Source organism: Cryobacterium sp. PH29-G1 (assembly GCF_030063365.1).
Taxonomy (GTDB): Bacteria; Actinomycetota; Actinomycetes; order Actinomycetales; family Microbacteriaceae; genus Cryobacterium.
Map to the genome: position 1 here is coordinate 267,875 of NZ_JASISY010000001.1, position 23,560 is coordinate 291,434.

20 protein-coding genes are annotated in these 23,560 nt (G+C 65.4%); 16 read left to right on the top strand and 4 right to left on the bottom strand.

The genetic code is table 11. The annotated features are described in order from the left end of the window. Window positions 1-247: 247 nt before the first annotated feature. The gene (locus QMK22_RS01270) at window positions 248-1,558 is read left to right on the top strand and encodes a UDP-glucose dehydrogenase family protein (RefSeq protein ID WP_283495808.1); all 1,311 of its coding nucleotides are present in this window, start codon (window positions 248-250) and stop codon (window positions 1,556-1,558) included. Between the two features lie 522 nt (window positions 1,559-2,080). Then, window positions 2,081-2,866: a glucosamine-6-phosphate deaminase gene (locus tag QMK22_RS01275; RefSeq protein ID WP_283495809.1), complete on the top strand. Its 786-nt coding sequence runs from the start codon at window positions 2,081-2,083 to the stop codon at window positions 2,864-2,866. A 150-nt stretch (window positions 2,867-3,016) separates the two neighbouring features. Here QMK22_RS01275 and QMK22_RS01280 read toward each other — a convergent pair whose 3' ends face one another. Genes QMK22_RS01280 through QMK22_RS01290 form a run of 3 tightly spaced genes read right to left on the bottom strand, consistent with a single transcriptional unit; the run spans window position 3,017 to window position 6,053 of the window. After that, entirely contained in the window at window positions 3,017-4,330 is a 1,314-nt protein-coding gene (locus tag QMK22_RS01280; RefSeq protein WP_283495810.1) for an N-acetylglucosamine-6-phosphate deacetylase, read from the bottom strand. Further along, complete coding sequence (locus tag QMK22_RS01285; protein ID WP_283495811.1) at window positions 4,327-5,112, bottom strand: DeoR/GlpR family DNA-binding transcription regulator; 786 nt, start codon at window positions 5,110-5,112, stop codon at window positions 4,327-4,329. The genes QMK22_RS01280 and QMK22_RS01285 overlap by 4 nt, the downstream gene beginning before the upstream one ends. Next, window positions 5,109-6,053, bottom strand: coding sequence for an ROK family protein (locus QMK22_RS01290; protein ID WP_283495812.1), 945 nt, complete (start codon window positions 6,051-6,053; stop codon window positions 5,109-5,111). The genes QMK22_RS01285 and QMK22_RS01290 overlap by 4 nt, the downstream gene beginning before the upstream one ends. A 186-nt stretch (window positions 6,054-6,239) precedes the next feature. On the opposite strand from QMK22_RS01290, the gene QMK22_RS01295 reads away from it, so the two are divergent. The 7 genes from QMK22_RS01295 (at window position 6,240) to QMK22_RS01325 (ending at window position 15,035) form a co-directional block, all read left to right on the top strand. Further along, window positions 6,240-7,574 (top strand): ROK family transcriptional regulator, encoded by a 1,335-nt coding sequence (locus QMK22_RS01295; protein WP_283495813.1) that lies wholly within the window; start codon window positions 6,240-6,242, stop codon window positions 7,572-7,574. Then, window positions 7,571-8,848: an ABC transporter substrate-binding protein gene (locus QMK22_RS01300; RefSeq protein WP_283495814.1), complete on the top strand. Its 1,278-nt coding sequence runs from the start codon at window positions 7,571-7,573 to the stop codon at window positions 8,846-8,848. Before QMK22_RS01295 ends, QMK22_RS01300 begins: the two co-directional genes overlap by 4 nt. Beyond that, window positions 8,845-9,813: a carbohydrate ABC transporter permease gene (locus QMK22_RS01305; protein WP_283495815.1), complete on the top strand. Its 969-nt coding sequence runs from the start codon at window positions 8,845-8,847 to the stop codon at window positions 9,811-9,813. Before QMK22_RS01300 ends, QMK22_RS01305 begins: the two co-directional genes overlap by 4 nt. Then, window positions 9,806-10,648 (top strand): carbohydrate ABC transporter permease, encoded by an 843-nt coding sequence (locus tag QMK22_RS01310; protein ID WP_283495816.1) that lies wholly within the window; start codon window positions 9,806-9,808, stop codon window positions 10,646-10,648. The genes QMK22_RS01305 and QMK22_RS01310 overlap by 8 nt, the downstream gene beginning before the upstream one ends. Before the next feature lie 26 nt (window positions 10,649-10,674). Further along, window positions 10,675-11,655 (top strand): Gfo/Idh/MocA family protein, encoded by a 981-nt coding sequence (locus QMK22_RS01315; protein ID WP_283495817.1) that lies wholly within the window; start codon window positions 10,675-10,677, stop codon window positions 11,653-11,655. Beyond that, window positions 11,652-12,704: a Gfo/Idh/MocA family protein gene (locus QMK22_RS01320; RefSeq protein ID WP_283495818.1), complete on the top strand. Its 1,053-nt coding sequence runs from the start codon at window positions 11,652-11,654 to the stop codon at window positions 12,702-12,704. The genes QMK22_RS01315 and QMK22_RS01320 overlap by 4 nt, the downstream gene beginning before the upstream one ends. Window positions 12,705-12,815: 111 nt before the next feature. Further along, window positions 12,816-15,035 carry an acyltransferase family protein gene (locus QMK22_RS01325; protein WP_283495819.1) on the top strand — a complete coding sequence of 740 codons (2,220 nt, stop codon included), beginning with the start codon at window positions 12,816-12,818 and terminating at the stop codon, window positions 15,033-15,035. Between the two features lie 30 nt (window positions 15,036-15,065). On the opposite strand, the gene QMK22_RS01330 is transcribed toward QMK22_RS01325, so the two are convergent. After that, complete coding sequence (locus QMK22_RS01330; protein ID WP_283495820.1) at window positions 15,066-15,692, bottom strand: flavin reductase family protein; 627 nt, start codon at window positions 15,690-15,692, stop codon at window positions 15,066-15,068. 42 nt (window positions 15,693-15,734) lie between these two features. Between QMK22_RS01330 and QMK22_RS01335 the strand changes: the two genes are divergently transcribed. The 7 genes from QMK22_RS01335 (at window position 15,735) to QMK22_RS01365 (ending at window position 23,555) form a co-directional block, all read left to right on the top strand. Then, the gene (locus QMK22_RS01335; protein WP_283495821.1) at window positions 15,735-16,502 is read left to right on the top strand and encodes an HAD-IIB family hydrolase; all 768 of its coding nucleotides are present in this window, start codon (window positions 15,735-15,737) and stop codon (window positions 16,500-16,502) included. A 122-nt stretch (window positions 16,503-16,624) separates the two neighbouring features. Then, window positions 16,625-17,635 carry an LCP family protein gene (locus tag QMK22_RS01340; RefSeq protein ID WP_283495822.1) on the top strand — a complete coding sequence of 337 codons (1,011 nt, stop codon included), beginning with the start codon at window positions 16,625-16,627 and terminating at the stop codon, window positions 17,633-17,635. Between the two features lie 48 nt (window positions 17,636-17,683). Continuing rightward, entirely contained in the window at window positions 17,684-18,739 is a 1,056-nt protein-coding gene (locus QMK22_RS01345; protein WP_283495823.1) for an acyltransferase family protein, read from the top strand. Beyond that, window positions 18,739-19,653 carry an alpha/beta hydrolase gene (locus QMK22_RS01350; protein WP_283495824.1) on the top strand — a complete coding sequence of 305 codons (915 nt, stop codon included), beginning with the start codon at window positions 18,739-18,741 and terminating at the stop codon, window positions 19,651-19,653. Before QMK22_RS01345 ends, QMK22_RS01350 begins: the two co-directional genes overlap by 1 nt. A gap of 36 nt (window positions 19,654-19,689) precedes the next feature. Continuing rightward, window positions 19,690-21,387, top strand: coding sequence for a tyrosine-protein kinase domain-containing protein (locus QMK22_RS01355; RefSeq protein ID WP_283495825.1), 1,698 nt, complete (start codon window positions 19,690-19,692; stop codon window positions 21,385-21,387). Between the two features lie 60 nt (window positions 21,388-21,447). Further along, on the top strand, window positions 21,448-22,434 hold the full coding sequence (locus QMK22_RS01360) for a glycosyltransferase (protein ID WP_283495826.1): 987 nt from the start codon (window positions 21,448-21,450) through the stop codon (window positions 22,432-22,434). Further along, a complete protein-coding gene (locus QMK22_RS01365) occupies window positions 22,431-23,555 on the top strand; it encodes a polysaccharide pyruvyl transferase family protein (RefSeq protein ID WP_283495827.1) in 1,125 nt (374 codons plus the stop codon). Before QMK22_RS01360 ends, QMK22_RS01365 begins: the two co-directional genes overlap by 4 nt. The last annotated feature ends 5 nt before the right edge of the window (window positions 23,556-23,560 follow it).

Consider the following 23,560-nt stretch of genomic DNA (forward strand, 5'->3'; position numbering starts at 1 on the left):
GCCCGGTCCTGCGAGCCCATGCCTAAGGTGGGCCCGGTCCTGCGAGCCCTTGCCTAAGGTGGGCCCGCTTTCCGGGCCCGGGCCCGGAAACTCTCCCCCCCGAGATCACCGTCCGCTCCCGGATCTGAAAGGTTCCCGCAAGCGCGACCCGGGACGCAAGCGCGGGGTCGGGCATCCGTTTGTTTGCGTGCTCGAATTGGGCCGGTCTTCGGCTGCCGCTAGGCTCTGGGGTGACCGAGAGGGATACATGAAGATTTCTGTCATTGGATGCGGCTACCTGGGGGCCGTGCACGCGTCGGCCATGGCCGAACTAGGCCACGAAGTCGTCGGAATCGACGTCGACGCCGCGAAGATCGCCCAACTTGCCATCGGCAAGCCACCATTCTTCGAACCGGGACTTCCCGAAGTTCTCACTTCGGCTATGAACAGTGGCCGGTTGCGCTTCAGCACCGACATAGCGGATGCCGCCGGATCGCAGGTGCATTTCATTGCTGTCGGCACGCCGCAGAAGCCCGGCAGCTACAGCGCCGATCTTCGTTACGTCGATGCATCGGTCGAATCGCTCATTCCACATCTGGCCGACGGCGACCTCGTCGTTGGCAAGAGCACGGTGCCGGTGGGAACCGCCGCGCGCCTGGCCGACCTCATCGAGGCCGGCAGTGGTGCCTCGTTGGCGTGGAACCCTGAGTTCCTGCGCGAGGGATTCGCCGTGCAGGACACCATCAGCCCCGATCGCCTCGTCTACGGGGTCGCGCCCGGCGAGGCCGGTGAGCACGCCACGGCGCTGCTCAATGAGATCTACGCTTCGGCGCTCGCGGCCGATACCCCGCTTGTGATCACGGACTACGCCACAGCCGAGCTCGTGAAGGTCGCGGCGAACGCGTTTCTCGCCACCAAGATCAGCTTCATCAACGCCATGGCCGAAATCGCCGAGGTCACCGGTGCCGACGTCACCCAGCTGGCGGATGCGATCGGCTACGACGGCCGTATCGGCCGCCGTTTCCTGGGCGCTGGCGTCGGTTTCGGCGGCGGATGCCTGCCCAAGGACATTCGCGCCTTCACCGCTCGAGCCGAAGAGCTGGGGCGCGGCGAGTCCGTGGCCTTTCTCAAGGAGATCGACAAGATCAACCTGCGCCGCCGCCAGCGCGTGGTCGACCTCACCGTCGGAGCGCTCGGCAAGTCCGTCTACAACGCCAAGGTCGCGGTTTTGGGCTTGAGCTTCAAGCCGCATTCCGATGACGTGCGCGACTCACCCGCACTCGACGTGGCCGTGCAGCTGCGCGGACTCGGTGCCGAAGTGGTGGCGACCGACCCGCAGGCCATCGAGAACTCGCGGGCGCGGCATCCGCAGCTCACCTACTCGGAATCGCTCGAAGACGCCCTGCGGGGAGCGGATGCTGTCGTGCTCGTTACCGAGTGGCCCGAGTTTCGGCACCTGGATCCGGTCTGGGCCGGCGCGCTGGTGCGTACCAAGACGGTGATCGATGGCCGCAACGCCCTCGACCCGGCCGTTTGGCGCGCCGCCGGCTGGACCTACCACGGACTCGGCCGCCCGTAGCGATCGACCGCTGCGCTGCCGGTTAGCTCTGAGTACTTTCCGGGCCCGGGCCCGGAAAGCGGGCCCACCTCCTGAAAGGGGTGCTCGCGATCAGGCCTACCTTATGCAACTGGGCCCGTGATAGATCATGGGCCCAGTTGCACAACCTGGGCCCGGGCGTTAAAGTTGCACGGCGAGTTTCCGGGCCCGGGCCCGGAAACTCTAGGGGCACCCGGGAACGTGCCCGGAGGTCGTGCCCGGAACGCGCCCAAATGTGGCGCCCGGAGGTCGTGCCCGAAGCTGGTGCCCGGAGGTCGCGCCCGGAGGCAGGGCCGGAAACACGGCCAACCGCCGGAACGTCAGCCCGGCCTGCCGGCCGATGGCTGGCGGGCACCCGTGACGGAGCCTCGCGGCCGCGCAGCAGCTCGGCGGAGTGCTCGCACATCGTCGGACATCTCGTTCCGCGCGCTCCGCACAAAGTGATTGATTCTGATTGTTTCTGCTAAAATCAGTCATAAACAATCAAAGATGGAGTGCAAGCACATGGCTGAAATTGTCGTTGTCGAGAGCAAGCGGGCCGCAGGAGAGCTGGTGGCGGCATCCGTTCGCCGCTTGATCGAGGCGAAAGCCGACACCGTGCTCGGGCTGGCAACCGGCTCGACGCCATTGCCGATCTATGCGGCTCTGGCTGAGTCGTTCCGCTCGAACCCGATCGACGTGTCGCGGCTCCGCGGTTTCGCGCTCGACGAGTACGTCGGATTGCCGCCGGGGCACCCCGAGAGCTATCGCGCCGTGATCGACCGCGACGTCGTGGCGGCGCTCGGGCTGACACCGAACAACATTCACGTGCCCAACGGCGACCTGGCGACACTCGAGGGGGCGGGAGCCGCCTACGAACGCGCGATCGAGGCGGCCGGGGGCATCGACCTGCAAATTCTCGGCATCGGGCGCACCGGCCACCTCGGCTTCAACGAGCCAGGCTCCTCCTTTGCCTCGCGCACCCGGGTCAAGACGCTCGCGCCGAAGTCGCGCGCCGACAACGCGCGCTTCTTCCCGACGCCGGATGACGTGCCCCGGCACTGCATCACCCAGGGGCTCGGCACCATCCGGCGTGCCCGCCACCTTGTGCTGCTCGCTTTCGGCGCCGACAAGGCCGCCGCGATTGCCGCTGCCGTCGAGGGTCCGGTCACTGCGAGCCAGCCCGGTTCGGCGATTCAGCTACACGAGCATGTCACCGTCGTGCTCGACGAGGCCGCCGCCGCACAGCTCGCCAACCTCGACTATTACCGCTACATCTGGGCCAATAAGCCCGCCTGGCAAGGGATCTAAGCCCGCAGCCAGAGGGTGCAGCCGCACGTCCCGGCGCCATGCCGGCATCCGTTGGAACGTAACCCGGGAGAATATTACGACACGCTGCGTGAACCAGCCGTGGTGGCGGTGTGTCGCGAATAGCTCCGAGATTCAGTACCGAGTACGGCCCTACAGCGGCTGTCCCGCGGCGAAAACGGCCTCGACCACGAAATCGTCGCTCAAGAGCACCGCGTCGGCCGCGAATCCAGGTGCGAGCAGTCCCAGATCGTGTGCGCGACCGATAGCGTGTGCCGGCGTCTCGGTCAGTGCCGTCACGGCCGTGGCGATGGGCAGCCCGACCGTGGTCACGGCTCGCCGCAGCGACGCATCGAGAGTGAGTGTCGACCCCGCGATCGCTCCTAAAGCGGATGCCGCGCCGCCGCCAGCCGCGTCAGCCAGCCCACGTGTCGCGTCGCTGACCAGCCGTGCGACCCCATCGCGCACGGTAACCAGCAGTGTGCCCAGCCAATACTCCCCGTCGCCAAACCCGGTCGCGGCCATGGCGTCGGTGACCAGAGCGATGCGGCCGGGCGCTCCGGCGAAGGCCAACCGCACCACATCCGGATGCACGTGCACCCCATCATTGATAATCTCCAGCGTGACTCCGCCGGCGCGCATGGCCGCCACGACCGGCCCCGGTGCCCGGTGATGGATGCCCGGCATGGCGTTGAATGCGTGGGTCAGCACCGAGGCGCCGGCATCGAAGGCGGCACGAGTGGTGTCATAGTCGGCGGCGCTGTGGCCGACGGCGACGACCACCCCGGCGTCGACGAAGTGGGCGATGGCCGCAAAAGCGCCGGGTAGCTCGGGCGCGAGGGTGATTTGACGCAGGTAGCCGTGGGAGGCGAGGAGCAGGCGCTCGGTGGCGGCGGCATCCGCTGCGCGCAGCAAGGTGCGGTCGTGTGCGCCGCGAAACGAGTCGTCGAGAAAGGGCCCCTCCAGGTGCGCGCCCAGGATGAGGGGGTCGCGCTGTGCGGCGGAGGCGATGCAATCGAGCCGGGCTTCCAGGTCGGGCAGGCTCGCGGTGACCAGCGAGAGCACCGACCGTGTCGTACCGTGCGCGCGGTGCACGGCGAGAGCGGTGTGGATGCCGGCGGTGCCGTCGTCGAAGGCAGCCCCGCCCGCGCCGTGGCAGTGAATGTCGATGAAGCCGGGCGTGAGCCAGCGGCCCCGCGCATCAACGATGTCGGGGCCGCCCGAACCGCTGCTCGAGCCAGCGCTCGACCCAGCCCCCGAGTCAACGCTCGAATCAGCCCCCGAGCCACCGCTCGAATCAGCCCCCGAGTCACCCCTCAGATCGCCTGATCCACCGCCACGGGCGAGGGCGCGCCAGCCGTCGCCCGTACCGACCGCCGCAACGGTGTCTCCCTCGAACGCAACCCAGGAATCAGGGGTCACCGTGCCGCCGGAGACCAGTCGGGCCGAATGAATGATGATGCTCATGCCACGATCACCTCAAGGCCCGCGTCGGCGAATGCCGCAAGGTTCTCGGCCGAGATTCCGGCGTCGGTGATGAGCGCGCTGAACTGATCCAGCGCCCCGAGTGCGGCGAAGGCCACCAGCCCGATCTTGCTCGAATCCGCCACGAGCACGGCCCGGCTCGCGCGCCCGGCCATGAGCGTGTTGACGGCGGCTTCACGTTCGTCGTTCACGGTGGCGCCGATGACGGCATCGATGCCGTTCACGCCGATGAACGCCAGGTCGAGCCGCACGTGGGCGAGCACCGATTCGGCGTAGGCGCCGACGAGTTCGTAGGAGCGGGCGTGCACGACGCCGCCGGTGACCACGGTTTTGATCTGCGGCCGCATCGCGAGTTGCGCGGCAATATTGATCGCGTTCGTGACCACCGTGAGGTTGGCGTGCGGGCTGGCCTCGGCGATGTCGGAGCGGGAACTCAGCACGCCGGCGATCGCCGTGCTGGTCGTGCCTCCGCACAGACCGACCACGTCGCCGCGTGTCACGAGTGCGCTCGCCGCCCGGGCGATCTGCAGTTTTTCCGGCGCGTGCCGCTCCTGTTTGTAGCGCGCCGGCAGGTCGTAGGCGACGGATTGCCCGATCGCGCCGCCGCGGGTGCGGGTGAGCAGCTGCTGCTCGGCCAGGGTGTCGAGGTCGCGGCGTGCGGTCGCGGCCGAGACACCGAGCCGTGTGATGATGTCGTCAACTTCCACCTGACCCGAATCGGCGAGCAGATCGAGCACGGCAGCGAGCCGTTCCGCGCGGTTCATGCGTTCTCCTTCAGACGTGCCCTGGCCTGCAGTGCTGCGCCGAGCAGCCCGGCGTTTTCGCCGAGCAGGGCGGGCTTCAGCAGCGGATGTCGGTGAAACGTCAACAGCGCGTCCACCCGTTTTTGAAGCGGATCGAATAGGGCCGGCCCCGCCTGGGCGAGGCCGCCGCCGATTACGATCGCGTCCGGCGCCAGCACCGCGGCGAGTTGGGCAATGGTCAGTGCCAGGGCATCGAGCGCTTCGCCCCAGATTTGCTGAGCGATCGGGTCGCCGGCTTCGGCGAACTCGAGCACGCCGCGGGCGCCGTGCGGGGGAGTGTCGGTGAGCTCCTCGTAGCGGCGCGCAATGGCGCCCGCCGAGGCCACCGTTTCGAGGCAGCCGCGGGCGCCGCACGCGCACGGCAGACCGCGCGGGTCGACGATAGAGTGCCCCAGCTCTCCGGCAAAACCGCCCGCGCTGTGCAGGCGGCCGCCGAGAAGGATGGAGCAGGAGAGTCCAGTACCGATCACGATCACAATCACATCCGAGAATCCGCGGGCAGCGCCGAGGGCCACTTCGGCCGCGCCGGCCGCGCGGGCGTCGTGGCAGAAGGTAGTGGGCAGCCCGAGGGCCGAGCTGGCGAGCTGCCGAAACGGCACCTCGGTCCAGTTCAGGTTGACGGCCCGGTGCACGAGACCCCGGGAATCGTCAATGATTCCGGGGGCGATCAGACCGACCGCGAGCGGGGTCACCTGGTCAAAGTCACGGGTCAAAGAAGTGGCGAGCTGCTGCAGCTGGCCCAGCACAGCATCCGCCGTGGCGTCCTCGGACACGATCGTCGGTACCCGACGCAGCCCGAGCAACTGCCCCGCTTCGTCGATCAGTGCTCCCTTGATGTCGGTGCCGCCGATGTCGAAGGCGAGCACCGGCGCGCCGGGTCCGAGCGGTAACGCGTGTGCCATCGGGGTCCAAAGGTGATCGGTAGTGATTGAAGAGAGGGTCTTTCAATCACTGTAGTCGCGCTCTGCGCAGCATGAATTCTCGCTGGATTGTTGACACCGGCGCGCAGGGGTGCCTATGGTGAAGTCACTTGCCTTTATGAAAACGAGTTTCATAAAGGCTCACTATGATGTGAGAGAGGAACGACGATGGCCTTGCCCTCACACCACGAACGCGAAATGCTGTCTTTTCGCCAGCGGAATTCCGCCGCCTGTATCGGCGCCCTCCGCGATCACCGGGTCCTCACAGTCAGCGAACTGGCACGCATGACCGGACTCTCCCGCCCCACGGTCGAATCAATCGTCGCCGACTTCGAAACCCACGGCCTGGTCGCCGACGAGCCACAGACCGAACCACACGGCGGGCCCGTTGCTACGACCAAGGGGCGGCCCGCCCGCCGCATCGTGTTCAACGCCGCGGCCGGTTACGTCGCCGGCATCGACTTGGGGCTGCACCGCGTCACGGTGCTCGTTAGCGACCTTGCCGGCACCATCGTCGGCGCCGTGCTGCGCGACGTCGACACCGACGTCACCGGTGCTGAGCTCGTGACCCTCGCGGTCGGCGCGCTGCACAGCGCGCTCGACGACCTCGGACTCGAGGCGAGCCGCCTGACCGCCGCTACCGTGTGCATCTCCGGCATAGTGGATGCCTCCGGTCGAGTTCTGCAGAGCAACGTGCTGCCCGAGTGGAACGGCCAGGACCTGGCCGCGGCCCTCAGCTTTCGGCTCGGCTGCCCGGTCGCGGTAGAAAACGACGTCAATATGGCCGCACTCGGTGAAGTTCATGCCGGCGCAGCGCAGACCGCGGACGATGTCGTCTTCATCATGGTCGGCCACCGGATCAGCGCCGCGATCATCCTCAGCGGCACCCTGCACCGCGGAAGCAATTTTGCTGCGGGCGAGGTCGGCGACTTGGAGTCGACCGGCTGGGGATATCAGGATATCCACGAGACTAGCGTGCTCGGAGCGTTTCTGGGACGCAGTCCCGAGGACGTCTTCGCTGCAGCCGACGCCGGGGACATCGACGCCGGGAATCTCGTCACCCAGTTCGCGCACCGGATTATTCGCGGCATCGCCGTGGTTGGGCTCACGGTAGATCCTGACCTCATCGTGATCGGTGGTGGGCTCTCCGCCTCCGGTCCCGTGCTGCTCGGTGCGCTCCAGCGTGAGCTGGCCCAACTAGTCAGCCGCAGCACCCAACCGCCCTTGGTTTCTGGAACCCTCGGCCGGAACGGAGTCGCTCTCGGTGGCCTCGTGCGTGCCTTCGAAATCGTGTCGGAGCGGCTGTACGGCTCGCGCGACATTGCCGTGCCGCGTTTGCGCGTGCCGAACGTGGCCGTGGGCCCGGCCGACATCCAGACCGACGGCGCGGCCGATTCCGCCCACGACTTTCCCCTCGACACGGCCCCGTTCGGCGACCGCCTGGCGGCTTTCGCGAACGCCGACTTCATCGACCGTCCATCACACAGCAAGGGATCCCAATGAGAAGAATCACCAGGCTGGCGCCACTGGCGCTCGTCGCCGCGCTCGCGCTGACCTCCTGTTCAGCGTCGGCGGCATCAGAGGAACCAATCACCGAGAGTTCCGAAGCATCGATCAGCTACGCGGTCTGGGACGAAAACCAGGTTCCGGCGCTGGAGGCGAACATCGCCGCGTTCAACGAGATCTACCCGAACATCGAGGTGAAGATCGATATCACCCCGTGGGCGCAGTATTGGACAAAATTGCAGACGCAGGCCTCCGGCGGCACCCTGCCTGACGTGTTCTGGATGAATGGCCCGAATTTTCAGCTCTACGCGGCCAACGATCAGCTTGAGCCGATGACCAATCTCATCGACGCCGGCGATGTCGACCCGGCCAACTATGTCGAGGTACTCAACGAGCTGTACTCCTACGACGACGTGCAGTACGGCATGCCGAAGGACTTCGACACCGTAGCTCTCTGGTACAACAAGGCCATTCTCGCCGAGGCGGGCGTGGCAACGCCCGACGATACCTGGACCTGGGACGATTTCCACACCGCGGCCAAGACGGTCAGTGACACGCTCGCCGACCAGGGTGTGTACGGCGTCGCGACCGGTCTGACGGGCGGCCAGGAAGGCTACTACAACACGATCCTGCAAGCCGGCGGCTTCGTGCTCTCCGACGACGGCACCACAAGCGGCTACGACGACCCGAAAACGATTCGGGGCTTGCAGTTCTGGGCCGACCTCATCGCCGACGGCTCGAGCCCGAGCCTGCAGCAGCTTTCCGACACCCCGCACAATGCCTGGTTCACCAGCAGTAAGACGGCCTTCTTTTGGTCGGGCACCTGGAGTGTCTCTGAGCTGGCCGCGGCGAGCAACACCCTCGATCTCAATGTTGCTCCGCTGCCGCAGGACGAGAAGCAAGCCACCGTCATTCACGGCGTCGCAAACGTCGTCTCGGCCAACAGCCCGAACAAATCCGCTGCCCAGGCATTTCAGGCTTATCTCGGAGGCGAAGAGGCGCAGACGCTGCAGGCCGAAATGGGCGCCGCCAACCCCGCGTTCATCGGTGCCGGCCAGGCATTTCTTGACTCGGTCGACCACTTCGACCTTCAGGTCTTCATCGACGAAGCCGACAATTACGCCTACCCATTCCCGGTCTCGAAGGACACAGCCGCGTGGAGCACGATCGAAAACGAACTGCTGCCGCAGGCCTTCTCCGGTGCCCGCACCGTTGAAGACGTCGCCGGTGAGCTCGCCACGCGCATGAACGAAGCGCTGGCCAAGGAATGACCCTTCGCACCGGGAGCATGGTCGGCGAGAGCCGTGCTCCCGCCGCCCACCCGGTGCCTGTCGCAGCCCCGAAAGCCCCGAAAGCACGACCTAAGGGATTCGATGGCTACTGGCCGTGGCTGTTCGTGCTGCCCACCCTGTTCGGCGTGCTTGGCTTCTATATCTGGCCGATCATCCAGACCGGGTACCTAAGCTTCACCGAAACCGGCCCGTTCGGCGGCGAAGAATTCATCGGAGTCGACAACTACCAAACCATGTTGGCCGACGGCAACGTCGGCCAAGCCCTGACCAACACGCTGGTCTACACGATCATCGTGCTGGCCGGTATTCCGATTGCCCTGCTCATGGCCAACCTGGTCAACCAGCCCGGCCTGCGCTTCGCTTCCTTCTACCGGGTGCTGTTCTTCATGCCCTACATCGCGATGCCCACCGCGGTTGCCCTGGTCTGGCGCATGATCTACAACGGTGATTTCGGCATTCTGAACTGGATGCTCTCGCTCGTCGGAATCGACGGGCCGTACTGGACCTCGACTCCCGGTTTCGCCATCGTCTCGGTCGGCATCGTCGGAATGTGGGCCTCGCTCGGCTTCGGCATCATCATTCTCGGCGCCGCGCTCAAGAACATCTCGCCCGAGTACTACGAGGCGGCGCAGCTCGATGGCGCCACCAGATGGAAGCAGTTCACCGCGATTACCGTGCCGCTCGTGACGCCGAGCCTGTTCTTCGTCACGATCATCTCGGTGATCAACGGGTTCCAGCTGTTCGACCTGCTGTACGCCATCATGGGCCAGTACAATCCGGCCCTGGTTCAGAGTCAGTCGCTCGTTTATATCTTCTACAACCAGGCCTTCATCCAGAACGACAAGGGCTACGCCGCCGCGATCGGAATGCTCATTCTCGTGGTGATCGGCATCGTCACCTTCTTCCAGTTCCGCATGCAGAAAAAGTGGGTGAACTATGTCTAAAGAGTCCTTCTCCCCAGCCCAGCAGGGTGCCAACAGCGTGCGCACCCACCTGGTGCTCGGCATCATCGGCTTCATCATGGTGTTCCCGTTCCTCTGGCAGCTCATCATCTCGCTCTCCACCAACGACCAGGTCATGAGCGTGCCGCCCACCTTCTGGCCCGGTGACCTGCAATGGGGAAACTTCGTCGACGTCTTCACGAAGCTGCCGTTCTTCGATCAGTTCGGCGTCTCGGTCGGCATCACCGTGATTCGGGTGATCGGTCAGGTCGTGCTCTGTTCCATGGCGGGTTATGCCTTCGCCCGCATGCGCTTTCGCGGTCGGGGAATTTTTCTTGGCGTGATTCTCTCGATACTCATGGTGCCGCCGCAGGTCTACCTCATCCCGCAGTTCCAGATCATTCAAAATCTCGGCCTGCTCAACACCATTCTGGGCATCGCCCTGCCGGGTATCTTCAGCGCCTTCGGCGTATTCCTGATGCGGCAGATCTTTCTCGGCCTGCCGCTTGAACTCGAAGAGGCAGCTCGACTTGACGGCGCCAACCCCTTCCAAATTTTCTACAAGATCATGTTGCCGCTCGCCACCCCCGGCATCAGCGCCCTCGTCATCATCACAACACTGTGGTCATGGAACGACTTGCTCTGGCCGCTCGTCGTCACGACCTACGCCGAGAAGATGCCGCTCTCGGCGGGTCTGGCCACCCTGGCCGGCAGCATCACAACCGATTACCCCGTCATGATGGCCGCGAGTGTACTCGCCATGGCCCCCGTGCTCATCCTCTTCATCGCATTGCAGCGTCGCGTCGTCGACGGCCTCGCCTTCAGCGGTTCGAAGTAGCGCCCCTATACATGTCTGGATCCTTCGTGAATCTCTCCATTGGCCTCATCGGTGCCGGCGGCATCACCCACGTGCACATTCCGGCCTGGCTCGCACTCGGCGCGCGGGTCACGGTGTTCTCGCTGGAAGGGTCAGCCGCAGTCGCCGCGCACTATGGCGTTGGCGTCGCTGATTCCCTCGACGAACTGTTCGACAACTGTGACGTCGTCGATATCTGCACCCCCACCGCCACCCACTACCGCATCGCTGAACGAGCGCTGCGTGCTGGTAAGCACGTGATCTGCGAGAAACCCATCGCACTCACCGAAGCGGATGCCGACGCTCTCGCCGAGCTCGCAGCCTTCGTCGGCAAGCAGCTGCACCCGGCGCACGTGGTGCGCTACTTCGCCGAGTATGCCCTGGCCCAACAAGCGGTCGCCGCCGGCCAGGTCGGCGAACCGGCCATTCTGCGCTTCAGCCGTATCGGCGAGTTTCCGACCTGGTCGAGCTGGTTCGCAGACGCCGAACAATCGGGCGGAATTGTGCTGGACCAGATGATCCACGACCTCGACATTGCCCGCTGGATCGCCGGTGAGGTGACCGAGGTCTACGCCGTGAAATCCGCTGGCGACGGATGCGAGACCGCGCAGGTCGTGCTCACCCACGCGAGTGGCGCGCTCAGTTACGTCACCGGTGTGTGGGGCGCCCCGGGCACCACCTTCGCCACGAGCTTCTCGATCGCCGGGTCGCGGGGGATACTCACCCACGATTCCCGAACGGATGCCTCGCTTCGCTTCGATCTGGGCGCCCCGCCCATCGGCACGCATTCCATGCGCCCCGACACGTCCCTCGGCGAAAGCCCGTACCTCACCGAATTGCGCGAGTTTGCTGCGGCGATTTCCGGGGGAGCAACCCCGCGGGTCAGTCTCGGTGATGCCACCCGCGCGGTCGGATTGGCCGTCGCCGCGATCGAGTCGATCGCAACCGGACGAACCGTGTCGGTGTCGCGTCAGACGGTGTCGGCATGAGCGCCATCCCGGCGACAACGGTGCCAGGGGCGCGCCCCCTGCGCGTGGCCCTCATGTCCTTCGCCCACGTGCACGCCGCCGCGTATGCGAGCCTGCTTCAAGCGATGCCGCAGGTCGAACTGCGCGCGTCCGATCCCGACAGCGCGACGTCACCGGTGGGTGAACGGCGCGGACAAGACCTCGCCGACGACCTCGGTGTGGCCTACGTCGACAGTTACGCCGAGCTGCTGGCCTGGCGGCCCGACGCCGTCATTGTCACGAGTGAGAACGCCCGGCATCGCCCGCTCGTGGAGGCTGCAGCACAGGCGGGCGCCGCCGTGCTCTGTGAGAAGCCGCTCGCCACGACCCTCGACGATGCCTTCGCCATGCAGGCCGCCTGTGATGCGGCCGGTGTCACCCTGATGACCGCCTACCCGGTGCGGTTTTCGCCTGCTTTCGCCCGGCTGCGCGAGCTCGTCACCGCCGGTGGTCTGGGCACTCTGCTCGCCGCGACGGGCACCAACAACGGGCAGATTCCGGTCGGCGACCGCGCCTGGTTCACCGACCCAGCGCTGTCCGGCGGGGGCGCCATGGTCGACCACATCGTGCACGTCGCCGACCTGCTCGACGCCCTCACCGGGCTCACACCCGTCACTGTGCGGGCAGTGGCTAACCGTATTCTGCACGGCGAGAAGCCCGAGGTGCGCGCCGAGACCGGGGGACTGGTTACCATCGGCTACGCCGGCGGCTTCATCGCCACGGTCGATTGTTCCTGGAGCCAGCCCGACAGCGCGCCGACCTGGGGCGGACTCACCCTGCAGGTGGTCGGCACGCGGGGCATCGCCGACATCGACCCCTTTGCGCAGCACGTGGGCGGCGTCGGACCGGCGGGCGCGGTGTACCTGGCATACGGCACGAACACCGACGAACTACTTCTGGCTGAGTTTTTGCACGCGGTGCGCGACGGGCGGGCGGGGCAGCCTGACGGCGGTGCCGGCATCCGCTCGCTGAAAATCGTGCTCGCCGCGCAGGAGTCGGCTCGCACGGGCGCGGTTGTGTCGGTCCGGTAAAACAATCACGGCGGGTTTGCCCGCGGAGTTGAGATTACGTCATAATCGCAGGGCGTGTCCGATTTTCGGGCCGAACAGGTACCAGTTCCGAAACCGAGTCGGAGGCTATACATGTCCGTTCAATCCACCCTGGAACACCAGCAACGCGCACCCGACCCGGCCGCCACGACCGGCGGCAAGTCCGCCACTCGCATTTTTCGTGGTGATATCGAGGGCCTGCGCGCGATCGCCGTGATCGTCGTGATTTTCGACCACCTGTTCGGCTGGCCCTCCGGTGGCTTTATCGGCGTAGACGTCTTCTTCGTCATCTCCGGGTTTCTCATCACGAGCCTGCTGCTCAAGGAACATTCCCGAAACGGCCGTATCTCTCTGGTTGACTTTTACCGCCGGCGCATCCGGCGCATTCTGCCGGTCTCGCTACTCGTGCTCGTCGTCACCGTGGCGGCAGGCTATTTATTGCTTCCGAGTGCCCGCGCCCTGAGCACACTCTGGGACGGAATCTATTCGGCTCTGTTCGTGGCCAACTGGCACTTCGCATTCGCGGGCACCGACTACCTGCAAGCCACCAATGCGATTTCGCCGCTGCAGCACTACTGGTCGCTCGCGGTGGAAGAACAGTTTTACTTCGTCTGGCCGTTTCTGCTCATCGTCATCTTCGCCCTCGCCGGTCGCGGCACGCTGACCGCCCGGGCCCTCGTCGCCACGGTCGCCGTCACCACCGGTGTCATCACCCTCGGTTTTCTCGCCTGGAGCTTCTTCGAAACCTCCACCAGCAGCGCCATCGCCTATTTCTCCACCGGCGCCCGTGCTTGGGAACTCGGCATCGGAGCACTGCTCGCCGCCTCGGCGCCCGGCATCGCCAAACTGCCGGCGAGCCTGCGGCCCGTGCTCGCCTGGCTCGGCCTAGTGCTCATCGTGGCGAGCCTCGTGCTCATCAGTCGCGATTCCATGTTCCCCGCACCGTGGGGCCTGCTGCCCGTCGCGGGAGCAGCCCTCGTCATCGCCGCCGGCATCGGGCAGCCCGCGCAACGTCTCCTGTTTCCGCTCACCAACCCGGTCAGTCGCTACATCGGCAAAATCTCCTATTCCCTCTACCTCTGGCACTTTCCGGTGGTCATTCTGCTCGCCACCATCTTCGCCACCGATTCGCCGCTCTACCTGCCGCTCGCCCTCGTGCTCATGGTCGCACTCTCGGTATTCTCTTTTCACTTCGTTGAAGACCCCGTTCGGCGCTCGCTGTGGCTGGAAACCTCTCAAACCCGAAACCGAGAACGGATGCTTCACTCCGCCCCCGAACAGCGCTCGCGGATCAGCCCGGCGCACGCCTGGATCGGCGCTTTGGTGGTTGTCACCCTCGTTATCGTGTCGGTTTCGTTCGCCGCCCTGAATGCCCGTACATCGCCGGGGACGACCGTTGACACGGCTCCGCTCGGGACGGGCGCCGCGCTCGGGGCGCAGTCACCCGGCGCGCCCGCCGGCCTGCTGGCTACCCGGCAGGCCGCTGTCACCGCGGCCCTGGCCAGCACGGCCTGGCCCGACACCATTCCGGCCTTCGACGCGCTCGGCGATAACTCCGGCGCCCCCGAGTGGGTCGACGACAACTGCCTCTCGGTCGGCGAGAAGAACGTTGCCGGCTGCCGCTACGGCGACCCTGCAGCGGCCAAGACGGCCGTATTGATCGGTGACTCCATGGCGATCAGCTATATGCCGGCCATTCGCACCGCGCTCGAACCGCTCGGCTACAACGTGCAGTCGCTGACCATGTTCTCCTGCCCGGCCGTGAACATCTCGGTCGCGCCCAAGAACGCCTCCGACGCGTCAGCGGCCAAGTGTGACGCTCACCACGCCTGGGTCTACGACGAGGTCGCTCGACTCCATCCCGACCTGGTCGTCATGTCCAGCCTCGCGGGGTCCATCGTGCGCCTCGCCAGCGGCAACGAAGGCGCCGCAGCTCTAGCCGAGTGGCAAACCGCCACCGCCGACACGATCACAGCGTTACGGGGCTCAACCGAGCGAGTGGCGGTGCTGTCGCCGCCGCCGGCCAGTACCGCGCTCGCGGAGTGCAAGACCCTCACGAGCGCCCCCGCAGATTGCATCTACAGCCCATCCAGCCTCTACCAGAAGGTTGTCGCGAGCGAGCAGGATGCCGTCGGCCAGCTGGGTGATTTTGCCCAGTACGTGAACGTCGTACCCTGGCTCTGCGTCGACGATAGCTGTCCGGCGTTCATCGACAACACCCCCCTGTTCTTCGACGGCCAGCACTTCGTTCGCGAGGCGAGCGCCCAGCTCGGTCCGCTGCTCGCCGAGGCCCTGTTCCCGCCGGCCGTTTGACTCCCGGGTCGGCCGCGCTCAAGCATCCGCTCAGTGCTGCCGCGGGCGAAACTCCCGCGGCCAGTCGCTCGCCCGAATACGGGTGATTTCTTTGACCTCGCCCATGGTTCCCCACTCATCGAGGCCGAGTCGGGAAAGCGGGCGCAGCTTGTCAATGAGCGGATGCCCGGCATCGTCGAGCACGTCGGTCGCGACCGCGATATGCGTCACTTCACCGAACACGAGAGTGCAATCTCCCAGCTCCAGCATGGAATGCAGGCGGCATTCGAGCGCCGCGGGGGACTGGGCCACTCGCCGTGATTGCACGGTCAGACTCGGTTCCCGGGTGAGCCCGGCGCGATCGAACTCGCTTTCCTCCGGTCCGAAATCGGTTCCGGTGGCGTTGACCTCCTCGAACAGTGATTCCGGTGTGAAGTTCACCACGAAATCCCCGGTCGCACGAATATTGCGCACGGAGTCCTTGACGCCCACGGAGGTGAATTGCACGATGGGTGGCGAGACGGATGCGATGGTGAAGAACGAGTGCGGTGCCAGATTATCGACCCCCGCCGCTGACCGGCTGGATACCCAGGCAATCGGCCGCGGCACCACCAGGGAGTTCAGCAGGCGATAGAAGTCGCGGCGGGGCAAGTTCTGGGGGTCAAAGTCAGTGCGCACCCGTTCAGGCTAACAACTCGGCCGCGCCGATAGAGTGGCCTGATGCCTATTCTTCCGCGCCTGGTGGCCTTCGACCTTGACGATACGCTCGCGCCGTCCAAATCTGAGCTCGACCCCACCATGATCGACCTGCTCGTGAAGCTGCTCGGCGTCGCCGAGGTCTGCATCATCTCCGGCGGGCAGTTCGGTCAGTTCCAGGCGCAGATCATCGACAACCTGCCCGAGATCAGCGCGGAGAGGCTCGAGCGCCTGCACCTCATGCCCACCTGTGGCACCCAGTACTACCGCGCTGATGCCCAGGGCTGGACGCAGGTGTACGCCGAGAACCTCAACGACGATCAGAAGGCCCGAGCCCTCGCTGCGGTCGAGCAGTCCGCCCGCCGGTTGGGCTTCTGGGAGAGTGAAACGTGGGGGCCCATCCTCGAAGACCGCGGCTCACAGATCACCTTCTCCGCTCTCGGCCAGGCCGCCCCGGTCGCCGTCAAAATTGCCTGGGATCCCACCGGTGACAAGAAGAATGCCCTGCGCGAGGCCGTGCAGGCGCTGCTGCCCGACCTCGAGGTGCGTTCCGGCGGGTCGACATCCGTTGATATCACCCGGCAGGGCATCGATAAGGCCTACGGCATGAAGCGCCTGGCCGATCTCACCGGCGTCAGCCTCGAGGACATGCTGTTCGTCGGCGACCGCCTCGATGAGAACGGAAATGACTATCCGGTGAAGGTGCTCGGCGTGGAGTGCATCGCCGTTACGGGCTGGCCCGACACCGCCGCTCTGCTCGAGGATCTTCTTCCTCGCTACGTCGCCGTCTAAGCGCGACCGGCAGGGGCATACCCCCAGTTCGAGGCTGACTAACCGTTCTCCCATTCCACGGAACCGGAGAACGGCTTACGGTGTGCTCACCGCTCCCGAAAGCGGTATCAGGAGGCAGTACCGTGCTCACCGCGCCCAAACATGAGAAAACGTCACGCCGCAAGAGGGTCTGGCGCATCGCGCTGGGCAGTGTTCTGTCCCTCGTTCTTCTCGGCGTCGGAGTCGGCGGGGTCGGCGCCTACAAGCTCAGCCGCTCCTTCGATGATCAGGTCGCGACCATCAGTAAGGTGTTTCCGCAGGCGAGTCTGCGCCCGGCTGCGAGTACCGGCGTCGCCGCCGAGGCTCAGAACATCTTGGTGCTCGGTTCCGACAGTCGCGGGGCGCACAATACCTCGATCCAGGATCTGACCGGCCAACGCTCCGACGTGATCATGGTCGTGCATATTCCGGCCAACCGCACGGGCATCTGGGTGATGTCGATCATGCGCGACAGCTGGTTGGAGATTCCCGGGCATGGCCAGGCCAAGATTAACGCCGCGTTCTCCTGGGGCGGTGTTCCGCTCGCCGTTGAAACCGTAGAAAGCCTGATCAAATCCCGCATCGATCACGTTGCCGTGGTCGATTTTGAGGGTTTCCAAGCCATCACGGATGCCCTCGGCGGCGTCGAAATCGACAACCCGGTCGCCTTCAATTCGTCCAAGCTCAAGGGCCATACCTTCACCGTCGGCAAGCAGGTCGTGACCGGCGCCGAGGCCCTCGCCTACACGCGGGAACGTTACGCCTTCGCCGACGGCGATTTCACCCGCGTGCGCAACCAGCAGCGCTTTCTCAAGGCCATGCTCAGCACGGTGATGAGCTCCCGCACCGTCACCAATCCGGCGACCCTGACCCGGTTGATCGAGTCGGTCACCCCGTGGATCGCCGTGGATGACGGCCTGGACTTCGCCTACCTCACCGGCCTGGAGCTGCAACTGCGCGACCTGCACGGCAGTGACCTCACGTTCTTCACCCTGCCGACGACCGGCACCGGAACGTCGGCCGACGGTCAATCCATAGTGAATATCGACACCGGTGCGTTGCCCGCCCTGCAGCAGGCGTTTCAGACCGACTCATTTGAGAACTACCGTCCCTAGCGGACGGGCGAGATACCATCCTGAGTTTTTCTCGTGTACATTTCGCATGTGAAAGACATACCAGCCGAGAACCGCGAGTGGGTGAACTTCGCCAAGGGCGCGGCCATCATTCTCGTCGTGCTCTACCACTGTTCCTTGTTCCTCAACGATCTGGACCTGGCCGGGGGGACCCCGCGGTTGCGTCTCGTGCTCAGCTACTTTCCGATGCCGGTGTTCTTCTTCATTGCCGGCCTCACCGCGCGGCGCATGCTCACCTGGAATCTGAAGGACCTGTGGCGGCGGCGGCTGCTGGCACTGGTGTACCTGTATCTGCTCTGGTCGGTCATTCGCGTCGTGTTTTACTTCATCGTTCCGCACCTGCGCGGCACCGAACGATCTCCCACCGACCCGTTCAATGTCCTGCTCCTGCCCGTGTGGCCCACCAGTAGCTACTGGTTCATCTGGGCCCTGGCTATGTTCACCCTGCTCGCCTGGCTGCTACGTAAGGTGCCGGTCAGCCTGCAAATCACACTCATCGGTGCCATGGCCATCGTGTCGACAACGCCGGGAATGCTCGACCTCGACAATGTCGGCTGGGACCGCGTCGCCGCGAACTTCATCTTCTTCATCATTGCCGTGTACTTTCCACACACGGTCTACCGTTTGGCCGCACGGGTGCGCGTCTGGCACGCCATCCTGATCGTCGCCGTCTACCTCGGCCTCGCCGTGCTGCTCGTGCCGCTGCACCTGTCGCGAATACCCGGTTTGGTTCTGCTCGAAAGTGCGGTCGCTGTCACGATGGGTGTCATTCTGTCAACTCTGCTGGTGCGGGTGAAATGGCTGAACTTCATGAACACGCTCGGTCAATACAGCTTTCAGATCTACCTGTTGCACCTCTTTCTCGTGGCCGGCGCGCTCGCCCTGCTCGCACCATTCGCCGAGGAGCCGTGGCTCCGTGGCGCCGGCAATGCGCTGCCGTTCCTGCTCGCGGCTATCGTGCTCGTTGCCTCGCTCCACCTCGCCAGGCTCCTGCGGCGGTTCTCCTTTCTTTGGGTCAGTCCGTTTCGCAAACGCCAGTCTCCGGCTCTCGCGCGCCGGTCCCGCCTCGACGGAGGCCTCCAGTGATGAGGCGTCGTTTCGCAACCGTCGTCGTGCTCGTCGCGTCTCTTGGCCTGTTGCTCAGCGGATGCTCCGCCGACGCACCCGAGCCGAGCGCGACTGCGCCTGCTGACGCTGGCGCGGTGCGAAACGACCTGCAATACGGCACCGCCAGCGGGGAGAAGCTGTTGTTGAATGCCTGCCTGCCCGAGGGCGCGAAGGGTGCAACAGCGGCCGTGATTCTCATTCATGGCGGAGGCTTTGACAGTGGCACGAAGGATTTCGGCGGAATGACGGCCCTGTGTGCCGAGCTGGCCGATGGCGGCATCGCCGCCTTCTCGGTGGATTACCGCCTGGCTCCCAAATACGCCTACCCGGCTCAGGTGAACGACGTGACCGCTGCCCTGGAATGGTTGCGTGAGCCGGCCCAGGTGGCCGAATTCGGCATCGATCCCGAACGCATCGGCCTTTTCGGCAGTTCGGCCGGCGCGATCATTGCGTCGTCGATCGGAACCAAGGGAAGCGGCAGCCTGAACGGCGGTGACCGGGTCGCAGCGGTCGTGGCGTTGTCGCCGGCGGTTGATCTCACCGAGAGTGGTCTTCTGCTCGGCGACCCGTCGAAAGTGGCGATCGCATCCATCCTGCAATACCTCGGGTGCGACGACTTCACCGAATGCCCGAACGCCCGGGACGCGTCGGCGTTGTATGCCGTGGATAAAACTGACCCGCCCTTTTACATTGCCATGTCGAAAAATGAACTCGTTCCCCTCGCGCAGGGCCAGGCCATGGCGCTGGCGCTCAAGTCGGTCGGCGTGCCCGTCATTCTCGACGTGAAAGCCGGTAAACGACACGCATTAGAGCTCCTGGATGAGGCTACGCGAGCGAGCATTCGTCAGTTTTTGATCGAAGAATTAGTTACCGCATCAACACGAACAGATTAAATCCTCACCGCTCGCGGTCCAAAAGTGAGGATTTTTATGCAAACATGGTTTTCTGTCGTCGTGCACCCGAAGCACGACGAGCCGATTGCGCGGGGAGAAATGTCCATGGAACTGAAGCGACTGGTTCGTATTTTGCGAAAACGATGGATTCTCATTGTGGCGTTCGTGCTGCTCGGTGTGGTCGGTGGGGCCGCCGCAGCGCTTCTGACTCCGGTGCAGTACCAGTCGTCGACGCGGGTGTTCGTGGCCGCGCAGATTCAGAACGGCTCGAGTCCCGGTGACCTCGTGCAGGGCAACAACTTTGTGGTGCAGAAGCTGCCGTACTACCTCGATGTGGCGACCAGCCCCCGCGTGCTTGACCCGGTGATTACGAGTCTCGGCCTCAACGAGAGCGCGATCGATCTGGCCCAGCGCGTCACGGCCACAACCCAGCCCGGCTCGGCCATCATCGAAATCGCCGCTCTTGCTCCCAATGCCACTGCCGCGCAACAGCTTGCCCAGGCCGTCTCCGAGAGCTTCACCGACGTCGTCATCAACCAGCTGGAAAAGCCCGCCGATGGTGGCGCGAGCCCGGTCACGGTCGGAGTGCTTGACCCCGCAGTGGTCCCTGACAACCCCGCCTTGCCCCAGCTTTACCTCAACCTCGCCGTGGGCCTCCTCATCGGTCTGCTGGTCGGACTGGTCACCGCGTTCATCCTGGGACTGCTCGACCGTCGCGTTTACAACCGCGACGACGTTGAACGACTCACCGAGGTTCCGGTGCTCGGCGCCATTCCGCTCGAAGCCCGCGCCCACCCGATCATCGCCCCCGACGGCGCGACCACCGGCCGCGCCGAGGCCTTTCGCATCCTGCGCACCAATCTTGAGTTCGCCGACGCCGGCACAGAGCGGCGCAGTCTGGTCGTGACCTCCTCCGTTGCCGGTGAAGGTAAAACCACGACGCTGCTGAACCTGGCCATCGTGCTCGCCGAAAGCGGCGCGACCGTCGCTGTAATCGATGCTGATCTGCGCACGCCACGCCTCGCCGACTACCTCGGCCTCGACTCCGGCCGCGGCTTGAGCGACGTTCTCGTCGGTGACGTGCAACTCAAGGAATCCCTGCAGTCGTGGGGCACACAGCATCCGCTCACCGTCTTGTCATCGGGCAAAATCCCCACCAATCCGAGCGAATTGCTCGGGTCGACCGCCATGGGCAGCGTTCTCGATGCGCTCAGCAGCAGCTACGACTACGTGCTCATCGACGCCCCCTCGGCGCTCGCGGTGACCGATGCTGCCGTGCTCAGTCGCTGGACCGGCGGCACCATTCTGGTTGTGGGCGCCAATCGGGTGAGCGAACCAGAACTTCTCGCCGCCTTCGATGCTCTCGAGGCGGTCGGGACCACGCCGGTCGGCGTCGTGCTGGCCATGGTCCCCACCCGTGGCCCTGACGCGCTCGTACAGGACGGCGGTGCCGCGGTTGTCGCCCGCGCCGCTGCCCGCTCGAACCGATCGGCCGGCACCCGGCCGATCGCCAATGCGACCACCAAACCGACTACCAAACCGACAACCGAAAAGACCACCAAAAAGAACGCCAAACCGACCGGCGCTCACCCGACCGGCGCCCACCCGACCGGCGCCCACCCGACCGGCGCCCACCCGACCGGCGCCCACCCGGCCGACCCCGGAAGTTCCACCGCGCCTGACCGCGATTTCGTCCCGACGGACGGCCCCACCCAACAGCGCGTCACCTGGTAGATCCACCCCTTCCGTAGCACGTTCGAAAAAGTTCCACATTCTCCACCGAAGGGAGCCGCAGTGTCCGTGCAAACGTCTTATTCGCTCGATCCGTCGCCGACCACACCCCGCAAGCTTCTGCTCGTCGCCTCCACCGGCGGGCATCTGGCGCAGTTGGTGCGGTTGGCCCCGGGGCTCGGCGCTTCGCCGAGTTCACTCTGGGTCACCTTCGACTCCATGCAGAGCCGCTCACTGCTGGCCGGCCGACGTCGCATCCATGTTCCATACGTGCGCCCCCGGGACTACATGGGCATGATGCGCGCGGCCGGCATCGTGCGCCGGGTCCTCCAACACGAAACTTTCGACGGTGCGGTCAGCACCGGCGCCGGGCTCGCTGTCGCCGCTCTCCCGCAGGCGGCGATCAGCGGCGTGCCGAGCCTGTACATCGAAAGCGTCTCGCGCGTTGAGGGGCCATCGCTCAGCGGGCGGATGCTGGCCGCCAGTCACTTAGTCAGCGTGCGCACCCAGCATCCCGCGTGGGCGAGCAACCGGTGGCGCACCCATCCGAGCGTTCTCTCCACCTACCAGGCGTTGAACCGGCGGGCGCCGGATCGGCCCAGCCTGTTCGTGACCCTGGGCACCATCGAGGGCTACCGTTTTGATTCCCTCGTTGACGCGGTGCTCGCGAGCGGCCTGGCCGACGAACGCACCGTGTGGCAGCTCGGTTTCACCACCAACCGATCCGACCTTCCCGGCCAGGTACATCAGATGATGCCGGCCGCGAAGTTTGTCGATGCCGCGCTGAACGCCGATGTCGTGATCACCCACGCGGGCGTCGGCACCTTCATGGGGCTGCTCGAAATGGGCATTTATCCGGTGATCGTGACCCGCCGCAAGTACCGCGGCGAACACGTTGACGATCACCAGATGCAGATCGCCGAGCTGGCCGAATATCTCGGTGTCGCGCGGGCCGTTGACGCGCCCGATCTGACGGCCGACGTCATCCGCTTTGCTGCCGGGCGTGCCATCGACACTGGGGTGCGAATTCCTCTGCCCAGTAAACGATGAGCGATCAGGCCCCAGCCCCCAGGACGCTGCGCGAGATCTTTGTGCCGGCCCGGGGGCAGTACGACAATATCGGGGATATCCTGCTGCGTCGTGAATTGCTCAACTGGTTGCGCGCGTGCGGACCGCTGCACGTGTATGTCGGAGACGCGCCGGACGGCTACGCCGAGGGACTCGGTCTCACACACACGGATGTGCAGTATCGCTCGTTTCGTCGATGGTATGCGGCGGCCCTGCGGAGCGCGGCGCGCGGCCGTGCCTCGTACGTGTTCAAACCGGGCGAGATCCAATTGACGCTGATCGGCATGAAGGAGCACCTCGCCATGCTTCCGGTACTCGCGCTCGTGCGTGCGCGGCGCGGCCGGGTCGCCCGGGTCGGCGTCGGGAGTCGTAATTTTGCACCGGTGCCGCGCGCGCTCATGGGGCCGTCAATCGCTTTGTCGAACGTGTCGTTGTGGCGGGACGCCGCCACCGCCGGGTATCTCGGGCAGGGAAGCATTATGCCCGACCTCGCCTTCGCGCGCGCGAGCACGGCCGAATCCAGTGCGCAGTCGGGAGCTGCTGAGGTGAGCACGGCCCCGGTCCGCGATGTACTCGTCGTGTCGATGCGCTCCGATCTCGAGTACCCGAGCGAGGCCTGGCTGGCCGGCGTGCGCGCCGTCGCCGCAGAGAACGGTCTGCAGATCTGGTGCGTCACGCAGGTGCTGCGCGATGACGACAAGTGCGCACGACTAGCCGAAGATTTGGGGGGCCAGGCCTTGCGCTGGAACGGAACCGCCCACGACCAGCAGGAACAACGCCTGCGCGCCCTGTACCGGCGGGCGGCGCTCGCAGTGAGCGATCGACTGCACGTGCTGGTGGGAGCGTTGACCGAGGGGGCGGTTCCGGCCGCGCTGCTGGTGGATGCGAAATCCGACAAGATTGCCCGACACTTCGCCGCCGCCGGGCTGTACGACGTGAGCGTGGCGAGCGCGGGTTTGACCGCCGTCGACATTGCGGGACGGTTGCAGAATCTGCTCGGGCGGCGGACGGCTATTCTGGCCGGACTGGCCGAGGCCCAGGGCGAATTGCAGACCGTTCGGCGTCTGCTGGATCAGGTGCTCACGACCGAAATCGCGCGGTGAGCGTG

Bases quoted from the DNA above. Each gene is read 5' to 3' on its own strand.
- QMK22_RS01270 (WP_283495808.1), top strand. From the start codon at position 248: ATGAAGATTTCTGTCATTGGATGCGGCTACCTGGGGGCCGTGCACGCG.
- QMK22_RS01275 (WP_283495809.1), top strand. From the start codon at position 2,081: ATGGCTGAAATTGTCGTTGTCGAGAGCAAGCGGGCCGCAGGAGAGCTG.
- QMK22_RS01280 (WP_283495810.1), bottom strand. From the start codon at position 4,330: ATGAGCATCATCATTCATTCGGCCCGACTGGTCTCCGGCGGCACGGTG.
- QMK22_RS01285 (WP_283495811.1), bottom strand. From the start codon at position 5,112: ATGAACCGCGCGGAACGGCTCGCTGCCGTGCTCGATCTGCTCGCCGAT.
- QMK22_RS01290 (WP_283495812.1), bottom strand. From the start codon at position 6,053: ATGGCACACGCGTTACCGCTCGGACCCGGCGCGCCGGTGCTCGCCTTC.
- QMK22_RS01295 (WP_283495813.1), top strand. From the start codon at position 6,240: ATGGCCTTGCCCTCACACCACGAACGCGAAATGCTGTCTTTTCGCCAG.
- QMK22_RS01300 (WP_283495814.1), top strand. From the start codon at position 7,571: ATGAGAAGAATCACCAGGCTGGCGCCACTGGCGCTCGTCGCCGCGCTC.
- QMK22_RS01305 (WP_283495815.1), top strand. From the start codon at position 8,845: ATGACCCTTCGCACCGGGAGCATGGTCGGCGAGAGCCGTGCTCCCGCC.
- QMK22_RS01310 (WP_283495816.1), top strand. From the start codon at position 9,806: ATGTCTAAAGAGTCCTTCTCCCCAGCCCAGCAGGGTGCCAACAGCGTG.
- QMK22_RS01320 (WP_283495818.1), top strand. From the start codon at position 11,652: ATGAGCGCCATCCCGGCGACAACGGTGCCAGGGGCGCGCCCCCTGCGC.
- QMK22_RS01325 (WP_283495819.1), top strand. From the start codon at position 12,816: ATGTCCGTTCAATCCACCCTGGAACACCAGCAACGCGCACCCGACCCG.
- QMK22_RS01335 (WP_283495821.1), top strand. From the start codon at position 15,735: ATGCCTATTCTTCCGCGCCTGGTGGCCTTCGACCTTGACGATACGCTC.
- QMK22_RS01350 (WP_283495824.1), top strand. From the start codon at position 18,739: ATGAGGCGTCGTTTCGCAACCGTCGTCGTGCTCGTCGCGTCTCTTGGC.
- QMK22_RS01355 (WP_283495825.1), top strand. From the start codon at position 19,690: ATGCAAACATGGTTTTCTGTCGTCGTGCACCCGAAGCACGACGAGCCG.
- QMK22_RS01365 (WP_283495827.1), top strand. From the start codon at position 22,431: ATGAGCGATCAGGCCCCAGCCCCCAGGACGCTGCGCGAGATCTTTGTG.